The sequence below is a fragment of the Mycobacterium sp. PO1 genome, from assembly GCF_017312405.1.
Lineage (GTDB): Bacteria > Actinomycetota > Actinomycetes > Mycobacteriales > Mycobacteriaceae > Mycobacterium.
Genome location: NZ_BLTG01000021.1, coordinates 14,135 through 37,981 on the forward strand (window position 1 = coordinate 14,135; position 23,847 = coordinate 37,981).

Annotated in this window: 21 protein-coding genes; 7 read left to right on the forward strand and 14 right to left on the reverse strand. The window is 67.9% G+C overall.

Translation table 11 applies throughout. The features are described from left to right. Positions 1-55 precede the first annotated feature (55 nt). Both J3476_RS09875 and J3476_RS09880 read left to right on the forward strand, forming a co-directional pair. Complete coding sequence (locus tag J3476_RS09875; RefSeq protein WP_207066314.1) at positions 56-1,354, forward strand: PQQ-binding-like beta-propeller repeat protein; 1,299 nt, start codon at positions 56-58, stop codon at positions 1,352-1,354. A 130-nt stretch (positions 1,355-1,484) separates the two neighbouring features. After that, positions 1,485-3,038: a sodium:alanine symporter family protein gene (locus tag J3476_RS09880; RefSeq protein WP_207066315.1), complete on the forward strand. Its 1,554-nt coding sequence runs from the start codon at positions 1,485-1,487 to the stop codon at positions 3,036-3,038. A 4-nt stretch (positions 3,039-3,042) separates the two neighbouring features. Here J3476_RS09880 and J3476_RS09885 read toward each other — a convergent pair whose 3' ends face one another. The 7 genes from J3476_RS09885 to J3476_RS09915 form a co-directional block, all read right to left on the reverse strand. Then, the gene (locus J3476_RS09885) at positions 3,043-3,783 is read right to left on the reverse strand and encodes an esterase (protein WP_286182841.1); all 741 of its coding nucleotides are present in this window, start codon (positions 3,781-3,783) and stop codon (positions 3,043-3,045) included. A 68-nt stretch (positions 3,784-3,851) separates the two neighbouring features. Further along, positions 3,852-5,090 carry a class I SAM-dependent methyltransferase gene (locus J3476_RS09890; protein ID WP_207066317.1) on the reverse strand — a complete coding sequence of 413 codons (1,239 nt, stop codon included), beginning with the start codon at positions 5,088-5,090 and terminating at the stop codon, positions 3,852-3,854. Next, a complete protein-coding gene (locus tag J3476_RS09895) occupies positions 5,024-6,004 on the reverse strand; it encodes a class I SAM-dependent methyltransferase (RefSeq protein ID WP_207066318.1) in 981 nt (326 codons plus the stop codon). The genes J3476_RS09890 and J3476_RS09895 overlap by 67 nt, the downstream gene beginning before the upstream one ends. Before the next feature lie 42 nt (positions 6,005-6,046). Then, on the reverse strand, positions 6,047-6,751 hold the full coding sequence (locus J3476_RS09900; protein ID WP_207066319.1) for an enoyl-CoA hydratase: 705 nt from the start codon (positions 6,749-6,751) through the stop codon (positions 6,047-6,049). Beyond that, positions 6,748-7,578 (reverse strand): NUDIX hydrolase, encoded by an 831-nt coding sequence (locus tag J3476_RS09905; protein ID WP_207066320.1) that lies wholly within the window; start codon positions 7,576-7,578, stop codon positions 6,748-6,750. Before J3476_RS09905 ends, J3476_RS09900 begins: the two co-directional genes overlap by 4 nt. A gap of 2 nt (positions 7,579-7,580) precedes the next feature. Then, positions 7,581-8,435, reverse strand: coding sequence for an ABC transporter ATP-binding protein (locus tag J3476_RS09910; protein ID WP_163673973.1), 855 nt, complete (start codon positions 8,433-8,435; stop codon positions 7,581-7,583). 126 nt (positions 8,436-8,561) lie between these two features. Beyond that, positions 8,562-8,708 carry a hypothetical protein gene (locus J3476_RS09915; RefSeq protein ID WP_207066419.1) on the reverse strand — a complete coding sequence of 49 codons (147 nt, stop codon included), beginning with the start codon at positions 8,706-8,708 and terminating at the stop codon, positions 8,562-8,564. A gap of 62 nt (positions 8,709-8,770) precedes the next feature. On the opposite strand from J3476_RS09915, the gene J3476_RS09920 reads away from it, so the two are divergent. After that, a complete protein-coding gene (locus J3476_RS09920; protein ID WP_207066321.1) occupies positions 8,771-10,213 on the forward strand; it encodes a PLP-dependent aminotransferase family protein in 1,443 nt (480 codons plus the stop codon). A gap of 4 nt (positions 10,214-10,217) precedes the next feature. Here the strand turns inward: J3476_RS09920 and serB are convergent, their stop codons facing one another. Further along, complete coding sequence (serB, locus tag J3476_RS09925; RefSeq protein WP_207066322.1) at positions 10,218-11,471, reverse strand: phosphoserine phosphatase SerB; 1,254 nt, start codon at positions 11,469-11,471, stop codon at positions 10,218-10,220. Between the two features lie 33 nt (positions 11,472-11,504). Beyond that, positions 11,505-13,250, reverse strand: coding sequence for a cytochrome c oxidase subunit I (gene ctaD, locus J3476_RS09930; RefSeq protein ID WP_207066323.1), 1,746 nt, complete (start codon positions 13,248-13,250; stop codon positions 11,505-11,507). Positions 13,251-13,457: 207 nt separating this feature from the next. On the opposite strand from ctaD, the gene J3476_RS09935 reads away from it, so the two are divergent. Together J3476_RS09935 and J3476_RS09940 are read left to right on the forward strand one after the other, a co-directional pair. After that, entirely contained in the window at positions 13,458-14,588 is a 1,131-nt protein-coding gene (locus J3476_RS09935; protein ID WP_207066324.1) for an iron-siderophore ABC transporter substrate-binding protein, read from the forward strand. A gap of 130 nt (positions 14,589-14,718) precedes the next feature. Next, a complete protein-coding gene (locus tag J3476_RS09940; RefSeq protein WP_207066325.1) occupies positions 14,719-15,768 on the forward strand; it encodes an NAD(P)-dependent alcohol dehydrogenase in 1,050 nt (349 codons plus the stop codon). Between the two features lie 181 nt (positions 15,769-15,949). Here the strand turns inward: J3476_RS09940 and nrdF are convergent, their stop codons facing one another. Then, the gene (gene nrdF / locus J3476_RS09945; RefSeq protein ID WP_207066326.1) at positions 15,950-16,924 is read right to left on the reverse strand and encodes a class 1b ribonucleoside-diphosphate reductase subunit beta; all 975 of its coding nucleotides are present in this window, start codon (positions 16,922-16,924) and stop codon (positions 15,950-15,952) included. 357 nt (positions 16,925-17,281) lie between these two features. Here nrdF and J3476_RS09950 point away from each other — a divergent pair, with 357 nt between their 5' ends. Continuing rightward, complete coding sequence (locus J3476_RS09950) at positions 17,282-17,776, forward strand: FBP domain-containing protein (protein ID WP_207066327.1); 495 nt, start codon at positions 17,282-17,284, stop codon at positions 17,774-17,776. A gap of 14 nt (positions 17,777-17,790) precedes the next feature. Here the strand turns inward: J3476_RS09950 and J3476_RS09955 are convergent, their stop codons facing one another. From J3476_RS09955 to J3476_RS09970, 4 genes are all read right to left on the reverse strand, one after another. Beyond that, entirely contained in the window at positions 17,791-19,308 is a 1,518-nt protein-coding gene (locus J3476_RS09955; protein ID WP_207066328.1) for an NAD(P)/FAD-dependent oxidoreductase, read from the reverse strand. Positions 19,309-19,356: 48 nt separating this feature from the next. Further along, positions 19,357-20,916, reverse strand: coding sequence for an HD domain-containing phosphohydrolase (locus J3476_RS09960; protein ID WP_207066329.1), 1,560 nt, complete (start codon positions 20,914-20,916; stop codon positions 19,357-19,359). Between the two features lie 35 nt (positions 20,917-20,951). Next, positions 20,952-21,695, reverse strand: coding sequence for a hypothetical protein (locus tag J3476_RS09965; RefSeq protein ID WP_207066330.1), 744 nt, complete (start codon positions 21,693-21,695; stop codon positions 20,952-20,954). Between the two features lie 64 nt (positions 21,696-21,759). Continuing rightward, complete coding sequence (locus J3476_RS09970; RefSeq protein WP_207066331.1) at positions 21,760-22,500, reverse strand: TetR/AcrR family transcriptional regulator; 741 nt, start codon at positions 22,498-22,500, stop codon at positions 21,760-21,762. 153 nt (positions 22,501-22,653) lie between these two features. On the opposite strand from J3476_RS09970, the gene J3476_RS09975 reads away from it, so the two are divergent. Then, positions 22,654-23,835 (forward strand): NAD(P)/FAD-dependent oxidoreductase, encoded by a 1,182-nt coding sequence (locus tag J3476_RS09975; protein WP_207066332.1) that lies wholly within the window; start codon positions 22,654-22,656, stop codon positions 23,833-23,835. Positions 23,836-23,847: the final 12 nt, after the last annotated feature.

Consider the following 23,847-nt stretch of genomic DNA (forward strand, 5'->3'; position numbering starts at 1 on the left):
GGCGCGGAACAACGACACCGGTACCCCCGCGCCCGTCGACCAGTAAAGGAATTACGTGCTGCGGCGAATCCTCGTATTGGCCACGACAGTGCTGATCGCCGGTGCGTGCGCCGGCTGTGGTGACACCGACGACTGGGTGCTCGCGCGAGCCGCCACCGGATGGGCCGCGCAGTACGCGACCGCCGAGAACAGCAGCTACTCCGCGAGCGCCGGTCCCGATGAGCTGCGGCTGGATTGGATCCGCTCGGTCAAGGGCGAGGTCGCCGCGCAGGTCGCCCTCGGCTCGGATCACTACCTCGCGGTCAACGGGCAGACCGCCGCGGGCTGTTCGCTGATGGTGTGGGAGAACGACAACCGGGCCAGGCAGCGCTGGTGCACGCGGCTGGTCCAGGGCGGCGGTTTCGCCAGCCCCCTCCTCGACGGCTTCGACAACGTCTACATGGGTCAACCGGGGTTGGTGCAGTCGTTTCCGACGACGCAGTGGGTGCGCTGGCGCACACCGGTGATCGGCATGCCGATGACGATGCGATTCCTGTCGCCCGGGCGCCTGCTGGTGCTCACCCATCTGGGGCAGGTGCTGGTCTTCGACGCCCAGCGCGGGACCGTCGTGGGCACCTCGCTGGATCTGGTCGCCGGCCTGGACCCGCGGGACTCCTTCCGCGGTCTCGACGACTGCCGCAGCGGCGGACCGGACTGCCCGGTGGCCGCCGCGCCGGCATTCTCGGAGGCCGCAGGTCTGGTGGTGGCGCCGCTGTGGGAGCCGGGTGCCGACGCGCCCGTGCTCATCGGGCTGCGCTACCGCCCCGGCCAGACCCCGCTGTTGAGCCGCGAATGGACCAGCGACGCCGTGGGCGGCGGGCCGCTGGCCAGCCCGGTCATGTCCGCCGACGGATCGACGGTCTACGTCAACGGCCGCGACGAGCGGCTGTGGGCCATCAACAGCGACGACGGCACCGCGAAGTGGTCGGTCCCGCTGGATTACCTGGCGCAGACGCCGCCGTCGGTGACCCCCAGCGGTCTGGTCGTGGCCGGTGGAGGCCCGGGGGCGCAGCTGGTCGCGATCCGCGACACCGCCGAGGAGGGCGAGGAGATCTGGCGTCGCGACGACATCACGCCGCTGTCCACCTCGAGCCTCGCCGGCGTCGGCTACACCGTGGTCTCCGACGGCGCCGCAGAGGGCGACGACGACACGGGCATGGCACTGGCCGTGTTCGACCTGGGCGACGGTCACACCATCAACCGCTACGAACTGCCCGGGGGCAGTGGATGGCCGGTCGGGGTTTCGGTCGGCCATGACGGTCGCCTGGTCACCGCCACCAGCGACGGCCGCGTGTTCGGCTTCGCTCCCGCCTGAATCTGTTCCGGAATCCGCTGGTCGCGCTAACACCAGCGTCACAGTCAGGTAATACCGATCTTTCGAACCGGTGTAAGAGTGCACACTCAGATCACTCCAACATGCCCGGAAAACGAACAAGGGGACGCAGGTGTCGGAATTCCTCGGAACGGTCAGCGGTCTCGTATGGCACGAGACGCTGGTCTATCTCTGTCTGGCCGCTGGTGTGTACTTCTCCATCCGGTCCCGATTTGTGCAGGTACGCCAGATCCCGGAAATGGTCCGGCTCATGCTCAAAGGAGAGAAGTCGCCGTCGGGTGTCTCGAGCTTCCAGGCGCTGACGATCTCGCTGGCCGGCCGGGTCGGCACCGGCAACATCGCCGGCGTCGCGACGGCCATCGCGTTCGGCGGGCCCGGCGCCCTGTTCTGGATGTGGGTGGTCGCGTTCCTCGGGGCGTCGACGTCGTTCGTCGAGTGCACGCTCGGCCAGATCTACAAAGACCGCGACAAGCTGACCGGTGAGTACCGCGGCGGCCCCGCGTACTACTTCAGCCAGGCGTTCGCCAACACGGCGGCGGCGGTCCCGATGAAGATCTACGGCTACGTCTTCGCAGCGGTGACCATGCTGGCCATGGGCCTGCTGCTGCCCAGCGTGCAGTCCAACTCGATGGCCTCGGCCATGAACATCGCCTGGGGCTGGGGCGAGTGGTGGGTGGCCGTCGGCACCGTCATCGTGCTGGCCTTCGTCATCATCGGTGGCGTCAAACGCATCGCAACGTTCGCCTCCATCGTGGTGCCGTTCATGGCGGTGGTCTACATCGTGTTGGCGCTGATCATCGTGCTGATGAACGCCAGTGAGATCCCGTCGATCATCTCGCTGATCTTCTCCAGCGCGTTCGGCATCGACTCCGCGTTCGGCGCCATCCTCGGGGTCGCGGTGATGTGGGGCGTCAAGCGCGGCATCTACTCCAATGAGGCGGGCCAGGGCACCGGGCCGCACGCTGCGGCCGCCGCCGAGGTGTCCCATCCGGCCAAGCAGGGCCTCGTGCAGGCCTTCGCCGTCTACGTCGACACGCTGTTCATCTGCTCGGCGACCGGGTTCCTGATCCTGTCGACCGGGGCCTACCGCGTGTTCGAGGGTGAGAGCTCCGACGGCGCGGTGATCGCCGAGGGCGGCATCCTGCCGGAGGGCGTCGAGGTGGGCCCGGCGTTCGCGCAGACCGGCTTCGACACGTTGTGGAACGGAGCCGGAGCCAGCTTCATCGCGATCTCACTGGCGTTCTTCTGCATCACCACGATCATCGCCTACTACTACATGGCGGAGACGAACCTGCGTTTCCTGCTGGGCAAGGCCGCGACGATCAATGTCCCCTTCCTCCGCGGCACGGTCGGCTCGAACACGACGATGCTGCTGCAGGCGCTGATCCTGGTGTCGGTCACCATCGGCGCGGTCTCCACCGCCGCGGATGCGTGGACGCTGGGCGACATCGGCGTCGGGCTGATGGCCTGGCTGAACATCGTCGGCATCCTGATCCTGCAGCAGCCCGCGTACAAGGCGCTGTGGGACTACGAGAAGCAGAAGAAGCAGGGCCTGGACCCGATGTTCGACCCGATCGCCCTCGGCATCAAGAACGCGACGTTCTGGGAGAACTACGACCCGGCCACCGGCAAAGACAAGCAGCGTTCGGCGGCCGCACCGGAGTGAGCCCTCAGGCCAGCATGTCGGCGATCGCGCTGCGGGGAACCGTGGCCCGCAGCGCGCCGCCGGCGCCGGCCATGATCTCGCCCTGACCGAAGAAGAAGATCAACTCCTCGTCGGTGAGCGCGAACTGCTGGTACTTGGCTGGATCCAGGCCGTCGGCGGGGGCGATCGGGGCGTCGACGCCCAGCTGACGCGCCACATCGGCCTGCACGATCGGGAAGATCACGTCCAGCGGCCGGGTGTCCGGCCGGAACAATGTGTCGAAGGTCAGTGGCGCGTCGGCCTCGAGATTCCAGTTGAAGGACTTGTACCAGGTCTGGGGGTGCGCACCGCCGACGTTCTCGTACACCTCGAACACCACGCTGCGGGTACCGGCCTCGTCAGCCGGCGGTGCCGGCTGCGGTGTCGCGGCATCGGCGTCGGTGTCCTCCGGAGCACCGGAGCGGTAGTCGGTTCCGCGGGCGTCGAGCACGTAGGGCAGGTTCCACGAGCCGGGCATGTCGGAGACGTTGACGAACCCGTCCCGGGTCTGACGCAGGTAGTCGGTGATCGCCTGCTGGTCGGGGTAGTCGGCGGGGAACGTGAAATCCAGCGTGTAGGTCGGGTTGGAGACGTGCACCCGGCACGTCTGCTCGTCGTCGACCGATCCACCGAGCTCCGCGCAGGCCGACTGGGCGGCGGCGACGGGGGCGCTCGCCAGAACGGTGGCCACACCGGCGGCAAAGAGGGCGGCGGCAAGATTGCGCAACGTCGGATGTCCTCGTGATCGGCGCCGGATCGGTCCCCGGCGGAGTTGATGCCAGGGTACGTGCCCGGTCAACGTGACGGACGGCATATGAATGCCGTTGCCCGCCCGGCACGCCCGGATCCGAGCCGGGTCAAGATCACCGTGGCCTGTGACGAGCCGCGCAGCCGCAGCCGGGACCGCAGGACATCCGGGTCGACGTCCAGCCCCCGTACCAGGATCTCGACGGCACCAACGCCGCGGTCCGACAGCGCCTGCCGCAGCCGCCGCTCGTGATAAGGCAGCGTGTCGAGCACCTCGAAACCGCGTACCCCTGCGGGTAACCGGTCCCCGGACAGATAGGCGATGTCGGCGTCGAGTTGCCACAGCCCGTGCCGGACCGCGTACTGGCGCACCAGCCCGGCCCGCACCACGGCACCGTCGGGGTCGACGATCCAGGTGCCCGCGGGCCGCACCGCGCAGTCGTCGGGCTCGCCGTCGGTGAACTGTTCGCCGGTGTCGAGCACCGACGCGCGGCGGCGCACGCCCCGCGGCGACAGCCCGCGCGACCACAGGCACGCTTCACGCACGCTCCCCGACCACGACGCCACCTCGACCTCCCCGTCGAAGCCCAGTCGCCGCACCGCATCGAAATCGATTCCGGGAGCGCACTTCACGACGTACTCACGGCCTGCGAGAACGCCGATGAGGTCGTCGAGCGGCGGCAGATAGCCGCGCGGATCGAATCGGCGGCGGGTGCCACTGCGCCGTGCCGGGTCGGCGACCACGACCGCGTCGGCGGTGACCGGACGCAGCGCGTCGGCCCGGCACAGCAACACCGGATCACCGCGCAACCCCAGGTTGTGCTCGGCCATCGCGAGCCGTACCGCATCGAGGTCGCTGCCGACCACCAGCTGCGCCGTATCACGCAGTGCCGCAAGCTCGGTGCCGACCGAGCAGGTCACATCGTGCACGACGGCGCCGGCCAACCGGCGGGCCCGGTGCTCGGCCACCGGTGTCGCGGTGGCCTGCTGCAGCGCCTCGTCGGTGAACAACCAGCCCCCGGCGTTGCGGAGCTTCACCGACGCCCGCCGGCGCAGCCGTACCGTTTCCACCAGCACACCGGCTTGATCACCGAATCGCGCTCGGGCAGAGCTGATTTCGGCGATCAGCGAAGCGTCGGTGAGCTGATATCCGGCGACCTCGTCCAGCGCCGCGCGTCCCTCCGCGCTGCGCAGGTAGGCCACATCGTCGAGGCGAAACGCTACGACGGTTTGACCCCGGTCACCATGACGTTGTAGAACCAGCCCTTCGGAACGACGTGGCGCCACACGTTGGCGTCCACCCACGACAACCTGGTCCAGCTGCCGAACGCGAATTTGGCCCAGCCCCAGCCCAGCCGCCCCGGAGGCACGGCCGCCTCGAAGGTGCGGATCGGCCACCCCAGCATTGCCGCGGTGAACTCCTCACTGGCGGTGCGGATCTCGACGGCGCCGGCGTTGGCGGCCATCCGTTCGAGGTCGGCGGGATCGAAGGTGTGCAGGTCGACGACCGCCTCCAGGGCTGCGGCGCGCGACGACTCGTCGAGCTCGGCCTGCGGGCGTCGCCAATCGGCCAGGAACGGCAGCTTGGTGACGTTGGTCGCGACCCGCCAGGTCAGCGTCGAGAGCTCACGGGCGTACCGGTTGCCTGTTGTCGTCGGTTCGCCGGCGAACACGAACCGCCCGCCGGGCTTGAGCACGCGCACCACCTCCCGCAGCGACAGCTCGACGTCGGGGATGTGGTGCAGCACCGCGTGCCCGACCACCAGGTCGAAGGTGTCGTCGTCATAGGGGATGCCCTCGGCGTCGGCGACCCGACCGTCGACGTCCAGACCGAGCGATTGCCCGTTGCGGGTGGCCACCTTGACCATGCCGGGCGAGAGATCGGTCACCGATCCGCGCCGTGCCACCCCGGCCTGGATCAGGTTCAGCAGGAAGAACCCGGTACCGCAGCCCAGCTCCAGGGCCCGGTCGTAGGGCAACTGCCGCTGGGCCTCTTCGGGTACGGCGGCGTCGAAGCGACCGCGCGCATAGTCGACGCAGCGCTGGTCGTAGGAGATCGACCATTTGTCGTCGTAGGTCTCGGCCTCCCAGTCGTGGTAGAGCACCTGGGCGAGCTTGGAATCGTGCATCGCGGCTTCGACCTGCTCCTGCGTCGCGTACGGCGTCGGAGCCGGGACGCCGGGGTCCTTCGTTTCCGTCATGCAGGGCAGCCTAACTGTTGGCGGGGTGCCCGCCCGAACCGTCTACCGCCCGGCGGTGGCCACGCCGAAAGCGGCCTTCGCGGCGGCCAGGGCCGAGGGCGGATAGTCCAGGAACCGGCCGGCCCACGCCACGGCGGCGTCGTAGACGGTGTCTGGCGCCACCAGCTGGTCGATCAGGCCGAGTTCGAGGGCCTCGCGAGCATCGACGAAGCGGCCGCTGAAAACCAGGTCCCTGGCCTTGCTGGACCCGATCGTGTCGGCGAGCCGGACGGCGCCGTCACCGGCGGGCGCCAACCCGGCGAGGATCTCCGTGGCGCCGAACTTGCCGTTGTCGCCGCTGATGCGCCAGTCAGTGGCCAGCGCCAGGGTCAGTCCCGCCCCGAGCGCGTAGCCGGTGATGGCGGCGACGGTCGGCTTGGTCAGCGCGCTGACCGCATCGACGGCCTGGGCGCCGAGGCGGGCGCCTGCCTCGGCCTCGTCAGCACTGAGGGTGGCCCGCTCGGGCATGTCATCGCCGGCGCAGAAGATCTCGTGGCCGCCGAAGAGAATGACCGCGGCGATGTCGTCGCGCGCGTCCAAGGCGGCGGCGGCCTCGGTGATCTCCCGATACACCTGCCGGGTCAGCGCATTGGTCGGTGGTCGGGACAACAGAAGAGTCGCCAGCCGCGGCGCGGAATCGCCGTCCCGACTCTCCGGCGCAGCATGGTCGGCAAGGTCGGCGACCACGACGTCGACGAACTCGCTCACGCGAGCGGTGCTCCGTCGGTGTAGCCCTGCGGTGCGCGGCGGTTGCGGACCGCGTTGTAGCGCTCACTGTTGAAGAACTCGATCTCCCAGTTGCCGCCCTCCTGGGCGGCCAGCGTCGGCTCGATGGCCACGATCTGCCGCTCCACGGCCAGCACCTCGGGGACCGTGCGCCCGTCGAGAGCATCCAGCTGCGTCCAGGTCGGCGGCAGCAGGAAGCTGCGTCCCTCGGCGAAGTCGTCGAGGGCGGCCTGCGGCGTGACCCAGTCGGCCTTGTCGGTTTCGGTGTTGTCGCCGTCAGCACGCTGGCCTTCAGGCAGTGCTCCGACGAAGAAGTAGGTGTCGTAGCGGCGGGTGCGCTCCTCTTTCGGGGTCACCCAGTTCGCCCATGGACGCAGCAGGTCGGCTCGCAGCATCAGGTTCTCCGAGCGCAGGAACTCGGCGAACGACAGCGACTTGTTCTCCAGCGCTGCCCGCTGCTCCCGGTATACCGATGCGTCGTCGACCAGCAGGTCGGGATCGTCGGCAGCCCCGGCGAACAGCACCCCGCACTCCTCGAAGGTCTCGCGTGCCGCCGCGCACACCAGAGCCGAGGCGAGGTCGGGGTCCACTCCGAACCGCTCGGCCCACCACTGCCGGTCCGGACCGTGCCAGGCGACGTCGGCGGTGCGGTCCCGGTCGTCGACTCCCCCGCCGGGAAACACCATCACGCCGGCGACGAACTCCATCGCCGAATGACGACGCATCAAGAAGACCTCGAGCGGGCTCTTGCCGTCCCGAATCAACATCACGGTCGCAGCCGGCCGCGCCGGCAGGGGCTCGTCGGTCATGGTCACATCCGCCTCCTGTGCGCGGCGCGCGTGCGGGTGCGCCGCGCGAAGTAGCGCCCGTCGATGTAGTCCAGCGCGATCGACTGGCCGAACGCCTTCGACAAGTTCTCCGCCGTGAGCACGTCGGGCAGCAACCCGGAGTCCACCACCTCGCCCTCGGCCAGGATCAGGCAGTGGGTGAATCCCGGCGGGATCTCCTCGACGTGGTGGGTCACCAGCACCAGGGCGGGCGCATCGGGGTCGTCGGCCAGGTCGGACAGCCTCGCGACCAACTCTTCGCGCCCACCCAGATCCAGACCAGCCGCGGGCTCGTCGAGCAGCAACAACTCCGGATCGGTCATCAGCGACCGCGCGATCAGCACCCGCTTGCGTTCACCTTCGCTCAGCGTGCCGTACGTGCGGTCGGCCAGATGCTCGGCGCCGACGCTTTCGAGCATGTCGATGGCCTGCTCGTAGTCCATCTCGTCGTACTGCTCACGCCACCGGCCCAGCACGGCGTAGCCGGCCGAGACCACCAGGTCGCGGACGACTTCGTCGTCGGGGACCCGCTGGGACAGCGCGGCGCTGCTGAGACCGACCCGCGAGCGCAGCTCGGACATGTCGACGCGGCCGAGACGTTCGCCGAGCACATAGGCGATGCCCGAGGACGGATGTTCCATCGCCGCCGCGATGCGCAGCAGTGAGGTCTTGCCCGCACCGTTGGGTCCGACCACCACCCAGCGCTCATCGAGTTCCACCGACCAGGTCACCGGGCCGACGAGCGTTCGCCCGCCACGCCGCAGCGTGATCTTGGCGAAGTCGATCAGCAGGTCGGGGTCGGCGGCTTCGGCGTCATCATCGGAGCGGTCGACAGGCACCCGCCCATCGTAGTCAGGCGGGGGTCCCCCAGCCGCCGGCGCCGGCGCGTGAACGTCCTCACCGCTCTCACCGCGCTCATCGTTCGAATAAACGAACGCGCCCTGCGCTCCGATCGGGCCGGCAGATCAGGCGTGATCGGGGAAGTGCATCCGGATCGCGTCGAGTTCGCTGCGCATCCTGCGGGCGTCGGCGTCGCGTTCGTCGCTGTACGCGGTGGGCGGGTAGTACAGATCGGCCAGCCGGTGCGCCAACCGAGATATCCAGTGGGTCATGTGGCCATGATTTCGAGCAACTGGCTTGTCTATCAATAGCCAGTTCGGCAATACTGGCCCTGATGACTGGCTCAGTGGCGGCGCGAAAGCTCGATGTGGACCTCTTGGTTCGCGAACTGGGGAATTGGCGGACGGCCAATCGAAGTGGCCCGGCCTATCACGGCCTCGCCGACGCCGTCCGGCTGCTGATCGTCGACGGCAGGGTGCCGGTCGGTGCCCGACTCCCCAGCGAGCGAGCACTGGCCGATGCGCTGCGCGTCTCGCGCACGACCGTCACCGCGGCCTACACGCAACTGCGCGACGACGGTTACCTCAACGCCCGCCGCGGCGCGCGCAGCACCACAGCCCTGCCGGTCTCCCCCGCTGCACCGGCCATCCCCGCGGCGGCGACCGCGAACCTGGCCGCCGCCAGCTTTGCCGCGCCGGCCACCGTGGTGGCACGAGCTTTCGCCGAGGCCGCCGAACAGGTGAGCCCGTACCTGCACGACATCGGGATCGAGCTGCTCGGCGTAGCGCCGCTGCGTGTCGCGATCGCCGAACGATACTGCGCCCGTGGACTTCCCACTGATCCCGACGAGATCATGGTGACCACCGGCGCTCTGCACGCCATCAATCTGATCCTGGCCGCCTTCACCCAGCCCGCGGATCGGGTGCTCGTCGAGCAGCCCACCTACCACGGAGCGCTGTCGGCGATCGCCAACCGCGGTCTGCGTCCGGTGCCGGTGGCGATGACGGCCGACGGGTGGGAACTCGACGCCGTCGAGGCCGCAGTCCGCCAGCTGGCGCCGGATCTGGCCTACCTGATTCCGGACAACCAGAACCCGACGGGGATGACGCTGCCCGAGCCCGGCCGGAAAAGGTTGGCGCACATCATCAGCGAGACGCGCACCCGCACCATCATCGACGAGACCATCACCGACATGTGGCTCGACGAGCAGGTACCGCCGCCGTTCGGCACGATGATGACCCAACGCCGGGATCTGCTGCTGACCGTGGGCTCGATGTCCAAGTCGTTCTGGGGCGGCCTGCGGATCGGCTGGATCAGGGCCGAACGCAGCGTGCTGCCGACGATCGCAGCGCTGCGGCCAGCCATCGACATGGGTACCGCGATCGTGGAGCAGCTGGCGGCGGCAAGGCTGTTGGCCGACGAAGCCGAGGTGCTACCGGAGCGCCGGGAGATCCTGCGGGCCCGCCGGGCGCTGCTGCTCGAGCTGCTGGCCCAGCATCTGCCCGACTGGCAGCCGGCCCCCGGCAAGGGCGGCATGTCGGTGTGGGTGCGGCTGCCGGCGCCGATGAGCTCGGCCCTGTCGGCGGCTGCGTCACGGATCGGGTTGGAGATCCCGCCCGGGCCGCGTTTCGGTGTCGACGGAACCCTGGAACGGTTCATCCGGGTGCCGTACACGCTGCCGGAGCCGAAACTCGTCGAAGCGATCGAACTGCTCGCCCGCGCTTGGCGCAGCGTCACGGGGATGGCCGTACCCGAGCCGACCGCCGTCGTGGTGTGAAGCCCTACTCGGGGATCTCCACCCGGCGTACGACGCCGTCCAACGCGTCGGCGGCCTCGATCTCGCCCCGGGTGACGCCCAGCACGAACAGGACGGTGTCGAGGTAGGGGTGGCTCAGCGAGGCATCGGCGACCTCGCGCAGCGCCGGTTTGGCGTTGAAGGCCACCCCGAGCCCGGCGGCGGCCAACATGTCGATGTCGTTGGCGCCGTCGCCGACGGCCACCGTCTGCTCCATCGGCACCCCGGCCTGCTGAGCGAAGTCCCGCAGCGCCTTGGCCTTGCCCGGACGGTCCACGACGGCGCCGATCACCCGGCCGGTGAGCTTGCCGTCGACGATCTCCAGCTCGTTGGCCGCGACGAAGTCCATCATCAGCTCGTGCGCCAGCGGCTCGATCACCTGCCGGAAACCACCGGAGACGATTCCGCAGTGATAGCCGAGCCGGCGCAGCGTGCGCAGCGTGGTCCGCGCCCCGGGTGTCAGCTCGATCTGCTCGGCCACCTCGTCGAGCACCCCGGCCGGTAACCCGGCCAGCGTGGCGACCCGTCGGTGCAGCGACTCGGCGAAGTCGATCTCACCGCGCATCGCCGCTTCGGTCACCTGCGCGACCGCCGCCTCGGCCCCGGCGTGCGCGGCGAGCATCTCGATGACCTCGCCCTGGATCAAGGTCGAGTCGACGTCGAACACGATCAGCCGCTTGGCCCGCCGCGACAGGCTGTAGTCCTCGACGGCGATGTCGACGCTCTCGGCGACTGCCACGCGGGCCAGGACTGCCTGCAACTCCCCGTACACCCCGGCGGGCACCGACACCCTCAGCTCCAGGCCGGTGACCGGGTAGTCCGACACCCCCCGGATGAAGTCGATGTTGACCCCCAGCGCGGCGGCCTCGCGGGCCACCACCCCGAACGATTGGGCCGTGATCGGGCGGCCCAGCACCACGATCGTGTGAGTCGAGGGTTCCTGCATCACGGGCAGATCGTCGCTGCGTTCGATGCTGACCTCGAGACCGACGCCGTGGATCGCGGCCTCGACCTCGGCCGGGAACTCTGCTCCTGCGGCAACCTCCGCGGCCGCCGCAACGAGCACCCCCAGCGTCAGTCGTCCCCGGATCACGACCTGCTCGACGTTCAACAGGTCCACACCGTGCCGGGACAGCACTTCGAACAATGCCGATGTGACGCCCGGCTGGTCGCGCCCGGTCACCGTGATCAGTAACGAGGAGCGGTTACGCGACGGTTCGAACAGCGGCGACGCGCTCATCCCCCGGGCGCTCGTTTCTGTCGGCAAGCCGGATCAGGTACGGACGTTCTCGTCTTCGAGGCGCGTCACGTCACCGTCGCCGGGGCCGTGCGCACGCCCGACATGGGCCTCACGGCGCATCCGCTCGACCATGTGCGGGTAGTGCAACTCGAACGCGGGACGCTCCGAACGGATCCGGGGCAGCTCGGTGAAGTTGTGCCGCGGTGGTGGGCAGCTGGTGGCCCACTCCAGCGAGTTGCCGTAACCCCACGGGTCGTCGACGGTCACCGGCTCGCCGTAGCGCCAGCTCTTGAAGATGTTCCACAGGAACGGCAGCGTGGAGGCGCCCAGGATGAACGCGCCGATGGTCGACACGATGTTCAGCGACGTGAATCCGTCGCTGGCCAGGTAGTCGGCGTAGCGGCGCGGCATGCCCTCGTTGCCCAACCAGTGCTGCACCAGGAACGTGGTGTGGAAGCCGATGAAGGTCAGCCAGAAGTGCAGCTTGCCCAGCCGTTCGTCGAGCAGCCGGCCGGTCATCTTCGGGAACCAGAAGTAGATGCCGGCATAGGTGGCGAACACGATGGTGCCGAACAACACGTAGTGGAAGTGCGCGATGACGAAGTAGCTGTCGGTGACGTGGAAGTCCAGCGGCGGGCTGGCCAGCAGCACACCGGAGAGACCACCGAGCAGGAACGTCACGATGAAGCCGACGCTGAAGAGCATCGGTGTCTCGAACGTCAACTGGCCCTTCCACATCGTGCCGATCCAGTTGAAGAACTTGATGCCGGTGGGCACCGCGATCAGGAACGTCATGAACGAGAAGAACGGCAGCAGCACCGCCCCGGTCGCGTACATGTGGTGCGCCCACACCGCCACCGACAGGGCGGCAATACCCAGGGTGGCGTAGATCAGGGTGGTGTAGCCGAAGATCGGCTTACGGCTGAACACCGGGAAGATCTCGCTGACGATGCCGAAGAACGGCAACGCGATGATGTACACCTCGGGGTGGCCGAAGAACCAGAACAGGTGCTGCCACAGCAGTACCCCGCCGTTGGCCGGGTCGTAGACGTGGGCACCGAGGTGACGGTCGGCGGCCAGGCCGAACAGCGCGGCGGTCAGGATCGGGAACGCCAGCAGCACCAGGATCGAGGTCACCAGGATGTTCCAGGTGAAGATCGGCATCCGGAACATCGTCATGCCCGGTGCGCGCATGCAGACCACCGTGGTGATCATGTTCACACCGCCGAGGATGGTGCCCAGACCGCCGACGGCCAGTCCCATGATCCACAGGTCGCCGCCGGCTCCCGGGGAGTGGATCGCGTCGGTCAGCGGCGAATACGCCGTCCAGCCGAAGTCCGCGGCGCCGCCGGGGGTGATGAAGCCTGCCGTCGCGATCAACGCGCCGAACAGGAACAGCCAGAACGAGAACGCGTTGAGTCGCGGGAACGCCACGTCGGGGGCGCCGATCTGCAGCGGCAGCACCAGGTTGGCGAACCCGAACACGATCGGGGTGGCGTAGAACAACAGCATCACCGTGCCGTGCATGGTGAACAGCTGGTTGTACTGCTCGTTCGACAGGAACTGCAGACCCGGCACGGCCAACTCGGTGCGGATGAACAGCGCCATCAGCCCGCCGATGAGGAAGAACGCGAAGCACGCGACGCAGTACATGATGCCGATCAGCTTGTGATCGGTCGTGGTGATCAGCTTGTAGATCAGGTTGCCCTTGGGTCCCAGGCGCGCCGGGAACGGACGCCGGGCCTCGAGTTCTCCGATTGGGGGCGCTTCGGCTACCAACTGATCCTCCAACCTTGCCGTGTCGTACCGGGCCGGCTGGCGGGCAAGCCGCCGGATCCCGGTGTTCGGTATGAATCCTAGCCCCCGAACCCCGGCTGGGTCGGGGTGGTCCTACAAACTGTCGTATTCGCCGCCGCAAGCACTCCGGGTTTTCCTCGGCACCGCGCGTGACCAGTGACGGATCCGCCGGGTGTTACGGTCGGCGACGTGCTGTTCACGGGTGCGCGGCGGGGCGGTCGAGCGTCCCGGGCAGCGGTGTTGGCCGTCCTGCTGTCCGTCGTCGGCGTGTCCGCGCTGAGTGGCTGCGGCTCCGGCGGTGACGCGCCCCCCGACGGCTCGATCATCACCAGCACCACGCGCATCGCGGGTGCAGGCGTGTTGGGCAACGACCGCCGCCCCGATGAATCGTGTGCACCCGAGCCCGCGCCGCTCGAGGACGGCCCGCCCGAGCGGGAGGTGCGCAATGCCACCGGCCACGCGGTCAGCCCGCCGATTCCGGAGACGACGCTGGTACCCGCGGATCCGCAGCGGATCGTGGTGCTGTCCGGCAGCCAGCTCGACGCCCTGTGCGCCCTGGGGCTCCAGTCGCGGATCGTTGCCGCGGCGTTGCCCGACGGCTCCGACGTGCAGCCGGCCTACCTGGGCACCGTGATCCACGACCTGCCCGGGGCGGGTAGTCGCTCCGAACCCGACCTGGGCGCGATCCGCGACGCCGATCCAGATCTGATTCTCGGCTCGGCCGCGCTGACGCCGGGGATCCACCCGGAGCTGTCCGAGATCGCGCCGACGGTGTTCAGCGGCCCCGCCGGTACCGAGTGGCGCGAGACGCTGCGGACAGTGGGCGCCGCGACAGGACGGCCCGCTGCGGCCGACACCCTCATCGAGGAGTTCGACCGTGCCGCCGCCACCACGGGCGAGCAGAACGACGCGACCCACTTCCAGGCCTCGGTGGTGCAGTTCACCGACTCCACCCTGCGGATCTTCGGCGTCGACAACTTCCCCGGCAGTGTTCTCGCGGCCGCCTGGGTGGACCGGCCCGCGACTCAACGGTTCACCGACAAGCCCTTCGACGAGATCGGGATCTCCGACGCCGACATGGGCGACGACCCGGACTTCTCTGCCGCCGACGGTGACCTCGTCTACGTGTCGTTCGCCTCCGACGAAGCCAAACTGCGAGGGACCGAGATCATGCGCAGCGATGCCTGGAAGCGGCTGTCGGCGGTCCGCGACGACCGGGTGTTCGCCGTGAACAACGCCGTCTGGCAGTCCGGTCAAGGCCTGATCGCCGCCCGCGGAGTCCTGGCTGATCTGAACTTGGTCGACGCGCCGATCAACTGAGCACCGTCGGCAGCGCTAGTCGGCAATGTCACACATGCGCGGGGACTAATGCCGCGGGTCGGTTCGTTGTCTTCGAGTTGAGCCGCAGCGTGGCGGCAGCCCCTGAATCCGTGCAACCGAAGAGGACGTGATGAGCACCGTTTCCGCCTATGCGGCCACCTCCGCGACCGAGCCACTGTCCAAGACCACGATCGAGCGACGTGAGGTCGGTCCCCACGACGTGGCCTTCGACATCCATTTCGCCGGCATCTGCCACTCCGACATCCACACCGTGCGCGGCGAGTGGGGTCAGGTGAAGTACCCGATGGTGCCCGGGCACGAGATCGCCGGCATCGTCACCGAGGTCGGTTCGGAGGTCTCGAAGTTCAACGTCGGTGACCGCGTCGGCGTCGGGTGCTTCGTCGACTCGTGCCGTGAATGCGAATTCTGTCTGGCCGGTGAGGAGCAGTACTGCGACAACCCCGGCATGGTCGGCACCTACAACGGCATCGGCCGCGACGGTAAGCCGACCCAGGGCGGCTACAGCGGCGCCATCGTGGTGGACGAGAACTACGTGTTGTCGATCCCCGAGGCGATCGGACTGGAGGAAGCCGCACCGCTGCTGTGCGCGGGCATCACCACCTATTCCCCGTTGCGGCACTGGAACACCGGACCCGGCTCTCGGGTCGCGGTCATCGGACTCGGCGGTCTCGGACACCTGGCGGTGAAGCTCGCCGTCGCGATGGGTGCGGAGGTCACGGTGCTCAGCCAGTCGTTGAAGAAGATGGAGGACGGGCTGCGCCTGGGCGCCTCGGAGTACTACGCCACCAGTGACCGTGAGACGTTCAAGAAGCTCAAGGGCTCCTTCGACCTGATCCTGAACACCGTCTCGGCCAATCTCGACATGGGTGACTATCTCGGCCTGCTGACCCTCGACGGCACGCTCGTCGAGCTGGGCATGCCCGAACACGCCATGCAGGTACCCCCCGGCGCGCTGATCTTCGGGCGCCGGCGACTGGCCGGCTCGTTGATCGGTGGCATCGCCGAAACCCAGGAGATGCTGGACTTCTGCGCCGAGCACAACGTGGCTCCCGAGATCGAGGTCATCCAGCCCGATTACGTCAACGAGGCCTACGAGCGGGTGATCGCCAGCGACGTGCGCTACCGCTTCGTCATCGACACCGCGTCGCTGCGCGGTTAGTCGCGCCGGCGTTCGCGCCGAGTGTGCATCCACTGCGACTGCGAGCGACATTTCTCGCAGCAGATGCACACTCGGCGAAGGGAATCAGAAATCACCCCGGCGGGCCGGGCCGGAAATCACCCCGGCGGGCTGGGCCAGAAGTCATCCCGGCGCGTCCGGAGTTTTGGAACTCCCTGGCGTTCTAGAAGTCCCAGTCCTCGTCTTCGGTGACCACGGCCTTACCGATGACGTAGCTGGACCCGGAGCCGGAGAAGAAGTCGTGGTTTTCGTCGGCGTTGGGGCTCAGTGCCGACAGGATCGCCGGGTTGACGTCGGTCTCGTCGCGCGGGAACAACGCCTCGTAGCCGAGGTTCATCAGCGCCTTGTTGGCGTTGTAGCGCAGGAACTTCTTGACGTCCTCGGTCAGGTTCACCCCGTCGTAGAGGTCCTGGGTGTACTCGACCTCGTTGTCGTAGAGCTCGAACAGCAGCTCATAGGTGTAGTCCTTGAGTTCCTGGCGGGTCGCCTCGTCGGCCATCGCCAGCCCGCGCTGGTACTTGTAGCCGATGTAGTAGCCGTGCACCGCCTCGTCGCGGATGATCAGCCGGATCATGTCGGCGGTGTTGGTGAGCTTGGCCCGGCTGCTCCAGTACATCGGCAGGTAGAAGCCCGAGTAGAACAGGAAGCTCTCCAACAGCGTGGAGGCCACCTTGCGCTTGAGCGGCTCGTCACCCTTGTAGTACTGCATGACGATCTCGGCCTTGCGCTGCAGGTTGGGGTTCTCCTCCGACCAGCGGAACGCCTCGTCGATCTCCTGCGTGGAACACAACGTGGAGAAGATGTTGCTGTAGCTGCGGGCGTGCACCGACTCCATGAACGCGATGTTGGTGTACACCGCTTCCTCGTGCGGGGTCAGCGCGTCGGGGATCAGGCTGACCGCTCCCACGGTGCCCTGAATGGTGTCCAGCAGCGTCAGCCCGGTGAACACCCGCATCGTGAGCTGCTTCTCGTGCTCGGTCAGCGTGTTCCAGGAGGGGATGTCGTTGGACACCGGCACCTTCTCCGGCAGCCAGAAGTTACCGGTGAGGCGATCCCAGACCTCGGCGTCCTTGTCGTCGTGGAGGCGGTTCCAGTTGATGGCCGAGACGCGGTCGATCAGTTTGATGCCATCACTCACGAGAACCCCATTTCACCTGGCTTTTTGTGCGACGCCGCGGAATCGCCGACGACGACCACAACACTACAACTGGTGTACGACATCTCCGCGCAGTACGAGATGTTGTGTTTGGCGTGTCGCCTCCGTGACCGTCGATCAGGTACTGCGCAGCGGTCCCCCGGGCGGAAAAACCCATGGCGGCCGCAGGCGTCACTCGTTATCGTCGCGTGCGTGAACATCCGAGTCGAGGAGGTCGTCGGCGCTCGCGCCGACATCAGATGACCGCGCCCCGCCGCCGACCCACCGGGCCGGCGGCGCAGTCGTACCCTCACTCACCAGGCGCACCGCTGTGCGCCTTTCTTCAGGATGGTTCCACCGATGAATTCGTATACCCGTGACCAGATCCTCGCCGACTTCCGCGGGGCCACCCGCAGCGAGGTCAAGAAGGTCACCTTCGCACCCGACTTCGACGCCGTGGCGTTCGGCAAGCTGGAGTATTACGGCTGGACCGACCCCAAGATCCCGCGCCGCGCGTACCTGCTCGTCGACAGGCCCGACGGACCGGTGGCGCTGCTGCTCAACCGGGCCGCGGTCAAGCCGCGGGGGCGCACCATGTGCACCTGGTGCAATGACGTCAACCTGACCGACGAGGCGGTGCTCTACACCGTCCGCCGGGGCGGCGCGGCCGGCCGCAAGGGCGATACCCTGGGCACCTTGATCTGCGCGAACTTCGGCTGCTCCGGCAACGTCCGGCAGCTGCCGCCCGCCTATCACAAGGAGACCGACCTCGACCTCATCCGCGAACAGCGGGTCGAAGAGCTGCGGAGCAAGGTGCACGGATTCGTCGACAAGGTGCTCTCCACAGAGAGCTGAGCGCGGCTGCACCCTCAGCGGGTGAAGGTGTACTCCGAGGCGTTGAAACGCCGTGTGGCCAACCAGTACTGCCACGTCATTCCGCTCCACAGGGTGCGGTTGACCCCGTGCTCGTCGAGGTACCAGCTGCGGCAGCCACCGGTGCTCCACACGGTGCCGCTCAACTCGTCCTGCAGTTCGTCGTTGTAGCGGTCCTGCGCGTCCCGGGTCGGAGCCAGCGCCTGGGCGCCGGCACGGTCCACGGCGGCGATGGCCTGCCCGGCGTAGCGGATCTGCGACTCGATCATGAACACCACGGAGTTGTGTCCCAGCGCGGTGTTCGGGCCGAGCAGGAAGAACAGATTGGGCATTCCGGCCACCGTGATCCCGCGCAGGGCCGCGATGCCCTCGGCGTTCCAGCGGTCGACCAGGTCCTCTCCGTCCGGCCCCTTGATGTCGACGTAGGTGTAGGAGTCGGTGACGTGGAAGCCGGTCGCGAAGACCACCACATCCACCGGCCGCTCGCGGCCGTCGGCGGTGACGATGCCGGACGGGGTGAACCGCGCGATGCGGTCGGTGATCACCTCGGTCTTCGGGTCTGCGATGCCGCGGTAGTAGGTGTCGGAGTTGAGGATGCGCTTGCAACCCGCCCGGTAGTCGGGGGTGAGCTTGCGGCGCAGCTCGCGATCCTTGATGGAGCGACGGATGTTCCACTTGCCCATCAGCTCACCGAGTTTGAGCAGGCGGGGTTGTTTGGTCATCGCGAAACCGACCGCTTCGTGGATCCAGTAGATGCCGGCGCGCATCGCTGCTCGGGTGCCCGGCACGTTGGCGAACACCCGCTGCATCCCCTCGGGGATCGGGTTGTTGGGCCGGGGCATCACCCAGGCGGGGGTGCGCTGGTAGAGCTGCAGGCCGGCGACGTCTTTGACGATCTCGGGCACGATCTGGATCGCGCTGGCGCCGGTGCCGATCACCGCGACACGTTTGCCGGTGATGTCGACGTCGTGGTCCCACTGCGCCGAGTGGAACGCCGCGCCGTCGCCGGCCAGGTAGTCGTCGAGGCCGTCGAACTCGGGGATCAGCGGGATGTGCAGTCCCCCGGCTCCGGAGATCAGGAACTGTGCGATGAACTCGCCGCCGTCGTCGGTGAACACGTGCCAGCGCTGCTCGTCGTCGTCCCACTGGGCCCGGTCGACGTGCGCACCGAACCGGACGTAGCGGCGCAACCCGTACTTCTCGGTGACCCCGAGGAGATAGTTCTGGATCTCGGGCTGGAACGACCACATGTGCGTCCAGTCCGGTTTCGGTTCGAAGGAGAATGAGTACATGTGCGACGGGATGTCGCAGGCACAACCGGGATAGGTGTTGTCTCGCCAGGTGCCGCCGATTTCGTCGGCCTTCTCCAGGATCAGGAAATCGACGCCGCGGCGCTGCAGCTCGATGCCCATCCCGATCCCGGAGAATCCGGATCCGATGATCAGCGCGCGGGTGTGCACGGGGGCCCTGTCATCGACCGCGGGAGTGCCGGCGGCCTGTTCAGCGACGGTCATGGACCCGACTGTACTGGGGAACGCCGGTACCGGGAATCGGGGCCGGTGTCACATCGGTTGCACCAGACCGTGCTGGAGCGCGAACATGCTGGCACCGATGCGGTTGGTCACCCCGATCTTCGCGTAAGTCCGCTCGACGTGGTTGCGCGCTGTCTTGCCCGAGATGCCCAACTGCTCCGCGATGTCCCGGTTCGACGCGCCGCGGGCGACGAGGCAGAGAACTTCGATCTCTCGAGGCGTCAGCCCGTGTAAACGACGCTGGCCGCCGCGGTTGCGGTGCCCTGCGGCATGCAACACTGCGTCGGCGGCGACCGGGTCGAGGTGACCAGCCCGCACCCGGTCGCGCAGCCGGCCCGCGGCGTCCGAGGTCGACAGGGGCGCCCGGTATGGCCTCGGCTCGACTGCAGACTGGTATGCCACCGCCGCGGCGAGCACGCGGTCAGGCACACCGAGCGCCGAGGCAGGCAGACCGCGCGGATACCCAGAGCCGTCGAGGCATTCGTGATGATTGCCCGCGACCTGCGCCACCTCCTCGAGACCCCGCACCTGGCTGAGGATCCGGACCGTCAAATACGGATGCAGGCGGACTCGCTCGAACTCGCTGGCCGTCAGCTGCGCCGGCTTCGACCACACCTGGTTCGAGATCCCGATACGGCCGAGGTCGTGCAAGTGCCCGGCGCGCCGCACCAACGCCGTCGTCTCGCCCTCCAGCCCCATCGCGGTGGCGGCGCCGGCCGCCAATTCGGCGACGGCCCGCGAATGACCCAGCGTGAAGGGACATTTGAGGTCGACGAAATCACCCAGGGCAACCAGCAGCGGATCGAGCTCCGCATCATCGAGAGGCTTGCCTCGATCTGGGGCTTCACGCAGCGCCACCTCCCAGGCATCTCCGGTACACGGGCCGCCCAGAACGGCAGCGGCGTCGGCCACGAACTCGTCGACGACTCGTGGGTCGAATTGCCCACCGCGGCGGCTGCGCGCCATTGCCACCGCCCCGTCGACGCCGTAGGCGCGGTGGTGCACCTCCACCATGTCCGCCAGTTGCGCCACCCGCGTCGCCATCGGGATCTGCTCCCCTACAACTGCGGCCGGCAGACCGGCGCCGTCGAACCGCTCGAAGCTGTAGCGGAGAGCCGACTGCACGTCGGCGCTGAGCCCGAGCCGATCCGCGAGCACACCGGCCGACGTGCAGTGAGAATGGATGAGGGAGGCGATGCGACCGCGGGTATCGACGAGAAGCGTTGCCAGCACGGTCAATCGATGCAACAACGGTTCACCGCGGCCGGTATTGCTCACCAGGAATCGCAGGTAAGGCAGCCCCACCCAGTCCACCAGATAGGAGTCGCGACGTACCGCGATGTCATCGCCGAACCACTGGGCGTATTCATGGGAGTCGGCATGACATCCGATCCACATGACCAAGGCGGTGTAGTAACAACAGTCTCGGTCCGGACCGCTCAGACCCAGTCGGTCGGCGAGCCGGGTGGCGATGACCGCCGAGCGCAGCATGTGCTCGGCAGGTTGCCCGAGACCGAGGTCTATGGCGATCGACAGCGCCGCCAGCAGTTCGGCCCTGCTGGCCGACGGCGGTGGGCCCGGCGGCGCCATCCGACGATTGTGCCTCGTCGCGATCGGACCGGCGATCAGAACGTCACGGTGCGCTCGGAGGCCAGGTGGCGATCGGCATCGAAGTTCTCGAAGTGACCGGAGCCGATCACGCCGATACCGCGCTGTGGCAGGCGGAAGTCCCCGAGCCGGGCCTGGCGCCGCAGCGGACCAGTCGGCCCGAGGTCCTGACCGTTGAGCGATGCATGCGATTCCGCGACCGCCCACATTGTCTTCGGCGCCACCATGTAGCGCTGGCCGTTGGCGGCGCTACCGGTCAGACGGATATCACCCACACCGAGCGCGGGCCCGGCAATCCGGCCCAGAAGCGACAGGCTCATCGGGTCGGTCCAGGCGGCTTCAGGCAGCCGGTTCCCGATCGCCGTCATCAGCCGGGTGGCCCGGGTCGTGTGGAGCCGCACCGACCACCGTAGAAGTCCGGGTATTTCGACGCTCACCGACCACGGTGTCGGCCAGCTGAGGTCGATGTCGCACTGCACGGCGTCATTCGGGGTGGCGGCACTGAAATATCGCGCGCAACTCTGCGGACCCGGGGTCGTGGCGTAGAACGTCCAGGTGCATGCGGGGCCGCGATGCCACACCGAGACGTACGCCGGCGCGAAAGTGGTTGCCGGGAATTGGCGCAACGCCAGATAGTGGCCGCTGACGAACGGCAGCCCCATGATGCCGAACCCGATGAAACGTTCATCGTCGCCGGCGGGCAGAACGGGATGCGCATTCACCGCGGCCGCGGCTTCGCGGGGAGTGAGTCGTGTGTCCATGACAACGATCGTCGCGAGCCGCGGCGATCGACACATGAGGCATCTGCCTCATTTGTGCGCTCGGTCAGGCGACGCGCTCGTGGCGGCGCACACCCTCGTGCAGCGGCAGGTCGGGATCGACCTGCACGCCGAGCACCTCGCAGGTGCCGTTGATCGAACCCATCATGATCGTGGTCAGGTACTCGACGAACTTCGCCGACGGCAGCCGCCGCGGGCTGTCCTGATCGGCGCCGAGCCACCAGTCGGTCGCCGACGCCGCCGCCCCGAACGTCGCGAACGCGGCCATCTCGAAGGCCGCCGCGTCGAGTTCCATCTCCTGCAACTCGTTGCTGAACATGTCGGCCATGGCCAGGGTGATGTCGCGGCCCTCGTTGAGAGCCCGCATGGTCGATTCGCTCTGCTCGGCAAACCGCCCCTGCATCAGGAAGCGAATGACGTTGGGATGCTCGTCGACGAGGTGCACGTACTGCTCGACGGCGCGGTGGATGATGGCGCGCGCCGGGTCCTTGGCGATGTCGATGGCGGGGAAGATGGCGCCCCACAACATGTCGCGCATCCGCTTGCCGATGGCCTGGAACAGATCGGACTTGTCGGTGAAGTGCCGGTAGATCTTCGGCTTGGCGGTGCCGGCCTCCTCGGCGATCTCCCGCAGCGACACCTCCGGACCGAGCTGGTCGATGGCACGGAACGCGGCGTCGACGATCTCGGAGCGCACCTTCTTGCGGTGCTCGCGCCAACGCTCGCTGCGGGCGTCGACCTTGACACCCGGTTCGTCAGCAGAACGTGATCTCGACCCTCGTCGCACCCGCTCACTGTACCCGTTCAGGCACCGCTGACCTGGCCTGACCGTGCCGGCAAGGCGCCGGACGGCACGCTGACCAGCGCTGTTCGCCCGCCGCGAGGCGATCACGCGCTTTGGGTACTATCGCAGCGACAGCCGCTCAACGAGACGAGAAGTATGACGCAGCGATACGACCTGGTCATCGCAGGCGGAGGGCCCTCTGGCTCAGCCGCCGCATGGCAGGCCGCACAGACCGGCGCCAAAGTGGTGGTACTGGACAAAGCGCAATTCCCGCGCGCGAAGCCGTGCGGCGACGGCCTGACGGCCCGCGCGGTCAGCTACCTGCAGAAGATGGGCCTGGCCGACGAGGTGGCCACGTTCCATCGGGTGAACCGCGTGACGGTGTTCAGCCCGAGCAAGTGGGAGCTGTCGTTTCCGAAGCGGCCCGGCATGCCTGACCACGGTCACACCGTCAGTCGAGAGCATCTCGACACTGTGCTGCTCAAGCACGCCGAATCGGCAGGTGCAGAGATCCGCCAGGGCGCCGAGGTGTCCGGGCCCGAGCTCGACGCCAGCGGCCGGGTGATCGGCGTCGTGCTCAAGAGCGGCGAAAAGATCTACGGCGACGCGGTCATCGCCGCCGACGGCGCCTACTCCCCCATCAAGCGCGCCCTCAAGGTGGATTCCGAGTACAACGGCTACTCCGCGATCGCGATCCGCTCCGAGATGCCTGCCAACCGGGCCGATTCCGACTCGCTGGACATCTATCTGAAGCTGATGTTCGAAGGCGATCAGCTGCCGGGCTACGGCTGGGTGTTCCCGATGGGCAACGGAATCTTCAACATCGGCCTCGGGTACGTCAACAGCTACAAGAACTGGCAGTCGATCAACGCCACCAAATTCCTGGGCGACTTCCTGCGCACCCTGCCGCGCGAGTGGGACCTGCCGGCGATCGAGGAACTGAAGAAGAACAAGAGCGTGCGAGCCTGGCGGTTGCCGATGGGCTTCACGGCATGGCCGCCCTGGCGGCCGGGCGTGCTGTTCACCGGTGACTCGCTGGGTGCGGGCAAGCCCGCCTCGGGTGCGGGCATCTCCAAAGCCCTGGAATCCGGACTGGCGGCCGGCGAGTGCGCGATCGCGGCGCTGACCAACGGCGGCCCCGACGATTTCACCAACTACGCCCAGCGCATGGAGGCCGCGTGGGGCCGCGAGTACAAGCGCGGGCGTTACATGCACAAGTTGATCGGGCAGCCGAAGCTGGCCAACGCCGGGGTGAAGCTGATCGACAACGCCGCGTTCCGCGACCGCATGCTCAAGGCGCTGTACAAGAAGGCCCAGGGCCCCCAGCACACCTTCTGACAAGGCCGGAAC

Coding starts and splice junctions, on each gene's coding strand:
- serB (WP_207066322.1), bottom strand. CDS start 11,471: ATGAGCGCGTCGCCGCTGTTCGAACCGTCGCGTAACCGCTCCTCGTTA.
- J3476_RS09915 (WP_207066419.1), bottom strand. CDS start 8,708: ATGACCCACTGGATATCTCGGTTGGCGCACCGGCTGGCCGATCTGTAC.
- J3476_RS09955 (WP_207066328.1), bottom strand. CDS start 19,308: ATGACCGTCGCTGAACAGGCCGCCGGCACTCCCGCGGTCGATGACAGG.
- J3476_RS09960 (WP_207066329.1), bottom strand. CDS start 20,916: ATGGCGCCGCCGGGCCCACCGCCGTCGGCCAGCAGGGCCGAACTGCTG.
- J3476_RS09950 (WP_207066327.1), top strand. CDS start 17,282: ATGAATTCGTATACCCGTGACCAGATCCTCGCCGACTTCCGCGGGGCC.
- J3476_RS09965 (WP_207066330.1), bottom strand. CDS start 21,695: ATGGACACACGACTCACTCCCCGCGAAGCCGCGGCCGCGGTGAATGCG.
- J3476_RS09940 (WP_207066325.1), top strand. CDS start 14,719: ATGAGCACCGTTTCCGCCTATGCGGCCACCTCCGCGACCGAGCCACTG.
- J3476_RS09975 (WP_207066332.1), top strand. CDS start 22,654: ATGACGCAGCGATACGACCTGGTCATCGCAGGCGGAGGGCCCTCTGGC.
- J3476_RS09895 (WP_207066318.1), bottom strand. CDS start 6,004: ATGACGGAAACGAAGGACCCCGGCGTCCCGGCTCCGACGCCGTACGCG.
- J3476_RS09905 (WP_207066320.1), bottom strand. CDS start 7,578: ATGACCGACGAGCCCCTGCCGGCGCGGCCGGCTGCGACCGTGATGTTG.
- J3476_RS09920 (WP_207066321.1), top strand. CDS start 8,771: ATGACTGGCTCAGTGGCGGCGCGAAAGCTCGATGTGGACCTCTTGGTT.